The sequence below is a fragment of the Mycobacterium sp. UM_CSW genome, assembly GCF_000455205.1.
Lineage (GTDB): Bacteria > Actinomycetota > Actinomycetes > Mycobacteriales > Mycobacteriaceae > Mycobacterium.
Genome location: NZ_AUWQ01000122.1, coordinates 1 through 7,837 on the forward strand (window position 1 = coordinate 1; position 7,837 = coordinate 7,837).

5 protein-coding genes are annotated in these 7,837 nt (G+C 70.8%); 3 read left to right on the forward strand and 2 right to left on the reverse strand.

From position 1 onward, the window contains the following. The coding region (locus tag N415_RS28095; RefSeq protein WP_152531619.1) for a hypothetical protein at positions 1 to 696 on the reverse strand (696 nt) is incomplete at its 3' end. A 173-nt stretch (positions 697 to 869) separates the two neighbouring features. Between N415_RS28095 and N415_RS28100 the strand changes: the two genes are divergently transcribed. After that, positions 870 to 2,669, forward strand: coding sequence for an MFS transporter (locus N415_RS28100; RefSeq protein ID WP_068188894.1), 1,800 nt, complete (start codon positions 870 to 872; stop codon positions 2,667 to 2,669). 163 nt (positions 2,670 to 2,832) lie between these two features. On the opposite strand, the gene N415_RS28105 is transcribed toward N415_RS28100, so the two are convergent. Then, entirely contained in the window at positions 2,833 to 6,225 is a 3,393-nt protein-coding gene (locus tag N415_RS28105) for a TM0106 family RecB-like putative nuclease (RefSeq protein ID WP_068188896.1), read from the reverse strand. A gap of 170 nt (positions 6,226 to 6,395) precedes the next feature. Here N415_RS28105 and N415_RS28110 point away from each other — a divergent pair, with 170 nt between their 5' ends. Then, positions 6,396 to 6,752 carry a hypothetical protein gene (locus N415_RS28110; RefSeq protein ID WP_081665568.1) on the forward strand — a complete coding sequence of 119 codons (357 nt, stop codon included), beginning with the start codon at positions 6,396 to 6,398 and terminating at the stop codon, positions 6,750 to 6,752. Positions 6,753 to 6,921: 169 nt separating this feature from the next. Beyond that, a partial coding sequence (locus N415_RS28115; RefSeq protein WP_068188902.1) for a PE family protein occupies positions 6,922 to 7,837 on the forward strand: 916 nt, incomplete at its 3' end.

Here is a 7,837-nt window from a genome sequence, read left to right on the forward strand (position 1 = left end):
CGGCCAGCGCGAGGGCGGCAAGCCGAACGCGTGGCGGGCGTTGTGGACGATCTTCTTGCCCACCATCCGGTTGCCGGCGCCGCCGACCACGGCGCCGATGCCGACCGGCAGCGCCTTGCCGAACATCAGGGCGCCCTTGCGCAGCGTGTAGCGCTTGACGAAGTAGCCGAGCATCCGGGTGTTCAACCGCGACAGCGTCGGCAACGGCAGCGACGCCATGCCCTCGGCCAGCCAGCCGCCGTTGGTGCGGCCGGGCCCGATCAGCTCGCCGATGGCGCGCTGGCTGTCGTCGCCGACCAGGACGGAAAGGACCAGCGCGCGGCGGCGTTCGCGGTGGTCGGCCGGGATGTTGTAGACGACGGCCTTGGCCAGCACGAACAGCGCGGTGGCCTCAATGAAGAAGACGGTCTCCCCGGCGCCCGCCGACACCGCCGTCAGCGTCCCGACCCCGGGAAACGTCGCGGCCGAGCCGACCGCGGCCCCGCTGGCCGTCAGGGCCGCCAGGAAGCGTTTTTCCAGCTTGGCGTCGATTTGTGCCGGGGTGGCGGCCGGGTGCGCGCGGCGCAGCCGCGACACGTAGGCCTCCGCGGCGGGGCCGTGGATCCGCGTGCTGCGCTCGATGACCTGCGCCAATGCCCGTGCCGACGCCTTGGGCCGGCCGTCCTTGCCGGCCGCCGCCTGCTCCGCGTTTGACATGCGTGACGCTCTGTTTCGTCGGGCCCGCATCCTGCTCATCCTGTTGGTCTTACCGATGTCCATTCCAGGCTAACCCGCGGTCACCGATCCGCGGCCGAGCGGCGCATTTGCCCAACCGGGATAATGCGGGCTGGGTGACGATTCGAGCCGTCGGTGCGAGGGGGTTGAGCCACATGAACACGGCGACGCCTTGGTCGCCGGGGGGGAACCGGCGCGCGGTGCCGAGTCGCGCGCAGTTCATGGAGGGCTGGAACTCCCTGGTCGCGGCGGGCCCACGGAATCCGTGGAACGCGCTGTTCGCGATGATCATCGGCTTCTTCATGATCATGGTCGACTCCACGATCGTCGTCATCGCCAACCCGACCATCAAGCTCGACCTGCACACCGGGTACGCCACCGTGGTCTGGGTGACCAGCGCCTACCTGCTGGGCTGCGCGGTGGTGCTGCTGGTGGCCGGGCGGCTCGGTGACCGGTACGGCACCAAGAACCTCTATCTCATCGGGCTGGGCCTGTTCACCGCCGCGTCGCTCTGGTGCGGGCTGTCGGGCAGCGTCGCCATGCTGATCGCCGCCCGGGTGGTCCAGGGCGTCGGCGCCGGGGTGCTGACCCCGCAGACCCTGTCGATGATCACCCGAGTCTTCCCGGCGGAGCGGCGCGGTGTCGCGGTCAGCGTGTGGGGCGCCACCGCCGGGGTGGCCACCCTGGTCGGGCCGCTGGCCGGCGGCGCGCTGGTCGACGGGCTGGGCTGGCAGTGGATCTTCTTCGTCAACGTCCCCATCGGCGTCGCCGGGCTGGCGCTGGCGGCGTGGCTGGTGCCCGTGCTGCCCACCCAGGCGCAGCGCTTCGACCTGGTGGGCGTCGCGTTGTCCGGGCTGGGCATGTTCCTGATCGTCTTCGGCCTGCAGGAGGGCCAGGCCGGTCACTGGCAGCCCTGGGTCTGGGCGATGATCGTCGCCGGGGTCGGATGCATGTCGGTGTTCGTGTACTGGCAGGCCGTCAACACCCGCGAGCCGCTGATCCCGCTGCGCGTCTTCGCCGACCGCGACTTCGGCCTGTGCAACGCCGGGGTGGCCGTCACCGCGTTCGCGATGACGGCGATGATGCTGCCGCTGCCGTTCTTTTTGCAGGGCGGGTGCGGGCTGTCGCCGACGCGTTCGGCGCTGGTGATCGCGCCGATGGCGGTCGTGGGCGGCGCGCTGGCGCCGTTCGTGGGCATGATGGTCGACCGGTACCACCCGGGGCCGGTGCTCGGGTTCGGCTTCTCCACGATGGCGGTCGGGCTCACCTGGCTGTCGTTCGAGATGTCCCCGTCGACGCCGATCTGGCGGCTGCTGCTGGCGTTCGCCGTGATCGGCGTCGGCAGCGCGTTCGTGTGGTCGCCGCTGACGGCGACCGCGACGCGTAACCTGCCTACCGAACTCGCCGGCGCGGGTTCGGCGGTCTTCAACTCGGTTCGGCAGCTCGGGGCGGTGCTCGGGAGCGCGGGCATGGCCGCGTTCATGACGTGGCGGATCGGTTCCGAGATGCCGTCCGACGCACCGTCGGCCTCCGCCGAGGACGCCGCCGCCGTGCAGCTGCCCGACTTCCTGCGCGAGCCGTTCGCCGCGGCGATGGCGCAGTCGGTGCTGTTGCCCGCGTTCGTCGTGTTGTTCGGCGTCGTCGCCGCGGTGTTTGTGCTCGGGTTCGCGCCGTCGGCGGACGCGGGCGGCGAGCCGCCGGACGGGGGCGACGTCGTCGACGACGACTATGACGACGACGAATACGTCGAACTGCGGCTGGTTCGTGAACCGGACGTCGTGCCACCGCCGCCGGCTGCCCGGCCGGTGCCGGTGCAGGCCGCACCGATCGGCTTCGCGCACAACGGGTCTCGCGTCGACGGCGGGAAGCGCTTCCGGCCGATGGCGTCGCCGGGCCACCGCTACCGCCCCGATCCGGACGACGACCCGGCGGGCTACGGCCGGCACTCGGGTTAGTCCTGGGGCGGTCGTTGCTCATTGAGTGCGCATTTGGGGCTTTGATTGTGAGTCCTGGGTTGGGAATTCGCGAAAATCCCGCCGTGGCTTCACTCGCAAGGCCCTCAGTGCACACTCATTCGGTTGCGGGGCGCCACTGGCGGCAACGGATTAACGACTCGGGCTAGTCGCGCGTCAGCGCCAGGAACGCGCCGAGGTCGATCAGGCCGGCGGGCGTGCCGGGCAGGTACTCGGTGAGCAGCCGCGAGCGCACGATCACCGCCGCGTACTGCGCCCTGCTGATGGCGACGTTCAGCCGGTTCCGGTTGAGCAGGAATGAGATCCCGCGCGGCACCACGTCGACCGACGAGGCCGTCATCGACACGAAGACCACCGGCGCCTGCCCGCCCTGGAACTTGTCGACGGTTCCGACCCGGACCGCGCCGAGCCCGGCCTGGGCGAGCCGTCGGCGGATCAGCGTCACCTGGGCGTTATAGGGCGCCAGCACCAGCACGTCGTCGGCGGCCAGCGGCCGGGTGCCGTGTTCGTCGGTCCACGCCCGGCCGAGGAGCCGGCCGACGTGGGCGGCGATCGCGTCGGCCTCCTCGGGGCTCTCCGTCGAATTGCCCTGGTGTTCCACAACACTCACGTGCACGCCGGGCGATTGCCCGTCGAGGTGGCGCTCCCTGGTGCACTCGTGCGATTGCAGCCGGCCCTCGTAGGACAGCGCGGAGACCGCGGCGCAGACCGCCGGATGCATGCGGTAGGACAGGTCCAGGAAGTAGCCCCGCTCGTCGGGCAGCGTGCGCTCGCCGTCCACCAGCCAGTCCAGCGCCGACGTGTCGACCGGTTCGGGATGCGTGCCCTGGCTGACCTGTGGCAGCTGCTGCGGGTCGCCGAGGAGCAACAGGTTGGCGGCCGCCGGCGCAACGGCGATGGTATTGGCCAGGCAGAACTGGCCCGCCTCGTCGATCACCAGCAGGTCCAGGCTGCCCGGGGGCACCCGGTTGGCGTTGGCGAAATCCCAAGCAGTGCCGCCGATCACGCAGCCGTCATGCTCGGCGATGAAGGACGGGTATTCGTTGGACTCGATCTCCCGCCAGCGCGGGGCGTTGTGTCCGGCGGGTTTCTTGGCGACCCGGCCCGGATCCAGCCCGGCGTCGATCACGCAGCCCAACAGGTTCTCCACCGTGGCGTGCGACTGCGCCACCACGCCGACGCGCCAGCCATGTTCGCCGACAAGGCTTTTGATCACCCGGGCAGCGGTGTGCGTCTTGCCGGTGCCCGGCGGTCCGTGCACGGCGAGGTACGACGAGTCCAGATCGAGTGCGGCGGCGGTGATGTCGGCGACGGCATCGCCGGTGCGCGGCAGCGGGGCTTTCGCGCGGGGAGCGCGGCGCAGCAGGACGTCGATCACGGCGGTGGACGGCAGTGCCGGCAGGTTGGCGGCCAGGGCGGCGGCGGTCGTCTCGATCGAGGCCCGCAACGCCGTGGTGGGAATGGGTGGCCCTGGGGTGAGCGCGAACGGCAACTGGTCAAACGTGTTGCCGTCGTTGCCGACTCGCTCGACGATGGTCACCTCGGTGGGCACCGCCGGATCGTCGACCGCCAGTATTTCGGCGCGGCCGGCCGCGCGACGGTCGGGGTTGTCGGCCATGCTCGGCGGGGCCGGCGGCTCGTAGAGCGCGAACACATCGGTCATCAATTCGCCGCGCGCCAGTTCACCCCTGAGGCGCACATGTCGCCGCGGCTTGCGCGCGCGGGGCGGGGTATGCCAGTCGGCGTCGACCGACGCCGCATCGGCGATGAAGACGTCGGTGTCGTCGGCCCACTCCTCGACCGGGAAGTTCAGCCGGTCGAAGTGCGCCCACCAGAACGGCTTGTCCTCGCGCCGGTGGTAGCCGCGCGCCGCGGCCACCAGCGCAACCGTGGTCTGCTCGGGCGTGCGGTCTGCGACGCCGGCGTCGCCGGTGAACGCCGACAACGCCATCGCCAGCTGGTCGCGGTCCTCGACCCGGTTGCCCTCCGGCACCGGTTGCGCGCCAACGGGTAGGACACCGGATTCGTAGGCGCGCAGCATCAGCCAGTTGCGCAATGCCTGTGTCGAGCGGCAGTCGTAGTGGTTGTAGTCCTCGATCTCCTTGAGCAGGGACGCGGCGTCGTCCAGTTGGCCCTCGTCCTTGAGCTGGCAGTAGCGGGCGTAGGAGGTGATGGACTCGGCGGCCGTCGTGACGTCACCGGCGCGCAGCTGCGACCCCATGTACAGCGGCTCGAGCGCCTTGAGGCCGAACGACTCCGCCCCCACCCGAATGCTCTTGCGCACCAGGGGATAGAGGTCGACCAGCGTCCCGCTGCGCAGCAGTTCGTCGACGTCGTCCTCGCCGACGCCGTACCGGCCGGCGAGCCGCAGCAGCGCGGTCTTTTCGTAGGGCGCGTAGTGGTAGATGTGCATGTTGGGGCGGCGTTTGCGGCGCCTTTTCACCATCGCGAGGAAGTCGATGAGCGCCTTGCGCTCGTCGATCCTGCTGTGCGCCCACAGCGGGTGGAAAGTCCCGCCCGCTTCCAGAACGCCGAACAGATATTCCAGGCCCCAGTCGTGCCCGTCGGCCGTCCACAGCGGGTCGCCTTCGAAGTCGAAGAACAGGTCACCGGGGTCCGGCTCGGGCAGCAGGGTCAGCGGCTGCGGGTCGACGACCTCGAACTGCGGGGTGCCGGTGTCGCGTTGGCGGACTTGCAGTTTGGCCTGCGCGGTCAGCTTGGTCAGCGCGCTGGGCGCCAGCTCGGGCACCGGCGTCGTGCGATCGGCCAGCTCGGCGACCGTGGTGATGCCGGCGTCGATCAGCTTGTCGCGCTGGGTGACTCGCATCCCGGCAACGAGCAGCAGGTCGTCGGTGGCGCGCAACTGCTCGGTGCACAGCGGGCAGTGGAAACACGCGCTGACGTTTTGGTCGTCCCAGCGCACCGGGGTGCCCGCGGCGTAGTGCTCGTCGAGCAGCCGCTGCAGCAGCGCGCGCTGGGAACGGTAAACCGGGACCAAATCGCCGACGCGGTAGCGCAGGACGGCGCCGTCGCCCAGCTCCAGCTCGGCCTCGGGCGCGACCGGGACGCCCGAGCCGGCGAGCGCGTCGGCGTAGGCGGCCAGCTGCAGCAACGCGGGCACCTTGGGCGAGCGGGCCAGCTTCGTGTCGGCGACCCGGTACCGCTCGCCGTCCAGCACCAAAAAGTCGGCGAATCCGACGAATCGGCCGTCGAAGATCGCGGCCTGATACACCACCGGGGCGCGGTTGGCGATCGCGCGCCGGGTTGCCTCGGCGGCGGCCGCAAAGCCGGCCGGCGTGTAGGCCGGGCGACCGATGACCGCGACCGCATCGCCGAACTCGTCGCGGTATCGCGCGAGGCGGCGTCGTTCGTGTTCGGTGCCTAGGGCGGAGGTCCGGGCGAGCAGTTCGTCCTCGACACACACGGCGGGGCCGCGGCCGAGTTTCGCGTCGAAATCCCGCAGGAGCGCGTATTCGCACCGGGCGGCGGACGCGAGGTCCGACGCGCTGTAGACGACGGTTTCACCGGTGACGAACACAGCTGCAACTGTAGGTGAGGGGACCGACACGGCTCGGCCCGGCGAGCGGGGTGGCGGTTGGGCGCGCGCATTCGACGTTCCGCGTGAAACGCGCTGTGCGGCAGAATAATCGCGCAAGTCTGCGGGGCGCATGCGGCGGAGCCGTAGCTGGGCGGTAGCTTCGGCAGGTGATCGTTACGGGGGCCTTTCTCGCCGAAGCGGCCGCGGTTGTCGACAACAAACTGAACGTCACCGGCGGCGTGCTGTCCCGATTCGTGGTCGGGCCCGACCGGTTCGCCAGCTTTCTGCTCGTGGTGCTGACGCAGTCCGATGCCGACGACGATGACCGGCTCGACGTCGAGATCTGGCCCCCGGCGGGGCAGAAGCCCCTTCGCGTCGCCTTCGAGATGCCCCCGGAGGCCACCGTCGGCGAAATCGGGTTCGCCTTCTTCCCGGTGTCGGTGGCCATGCCCGTCGACGGCCGCTGGGTGATCGTCGTCGCCGGGGGCCCCGGCGTGATCTCGCTTCCGCTGATCGTGACCGGCTGACCCGACGGGGTCGCGGTTTCGGGCATCAATCGCCCCACTGGCCATCGGGCCAGGCGGCCGACGAAATATATGAAAATACCGAAAGTCGCTTTACATCTTCCCAAACATGCCTATAGTACGGTTCTGACGTAAATCCCCTAATGTGCGGCATGTTCGATGGGAGCCCAAGATGTCCTACCTGATCGCAGCACCTGAGGCCTTGGCCAGTGCCTCCACCGACTTGAGCGCAATCGGGGAGGCGATCAGGGAAGCGACCGCGGCGGCGGCCCCGTCGACCACGGGAATTGCGCCGGCGGCCGCCGACGAGGTGTCGGCGGTGCTGACGCAGTTGTTCGGCGGTTTCGGACAGCAGTTTCAGGCACTCAGCGCCCAGTCGGCCGCCTTCCATGACCAGTTCGTGCAGTTGATGAACTCGGGCGGGCTCGCGTATGCGGCCACCGAGGCCGCCAACTCCTCACCGTTGGGCACATTGCAGCACGACCTGCAGGCCCTCGCGGCCAACCCGTTCTCGCCGGTGAAGGACCTGACCGGGCGCCCGCTGTTCGGTGACGGCGCCAACGGCGCGGCCGGGACCGGGCAGGCCGGTGGCGACGGCGGATGGCTCTTCGGCAACGGGGGCAACGGCGGGTCGGGCGCAAACGGCGCCAACGGCGGGAACGGCGGGGCCGGCGGGTCGGCCGGGCTGTGGGGCCACGGCGGTGCCGGTGGGGCCGGCGGCAACGCCACCGCCGCCGGCGGGCACGGCGGCAACGGTGGCGCCGGCGGTGCCAATGGGCTGTTGGGCGGCGGTAACGGTGGCGCCGGCGGGATCGGCGGTATGGGTGCTCAAGGTCTGGTCGGGTCGACCGGCACGGTGGGCGTCAGCAACGGCCACGGTGGTGACGGCTTTGCCGGTGGGGCCGGCGGCAACGGTGGGGCCGGTGGGGCCAACCAGGCGCTGTTCGGTGGGGCCGGCGGCGCCGGTGGGGCCGGCGGTCAGGGCGGCATGGGCGGCACCGGCGGTGCCGGGGCGAGCGGCGTGGGCTCCGGCGTGGCCGGCGGCGACGGTGGTACCGGCGGCACGGGCGGCGCCGCCGGTGCCGGCG

Coding starts and splice junctions, on each gene's coding strand:
- N415_RS28100 (WP_068188894.1), top strand. CDS start 870: ATGAACACGGCGACGCCTTGGTCGCCGGGGGGGAACCGGCGCGCGGTG.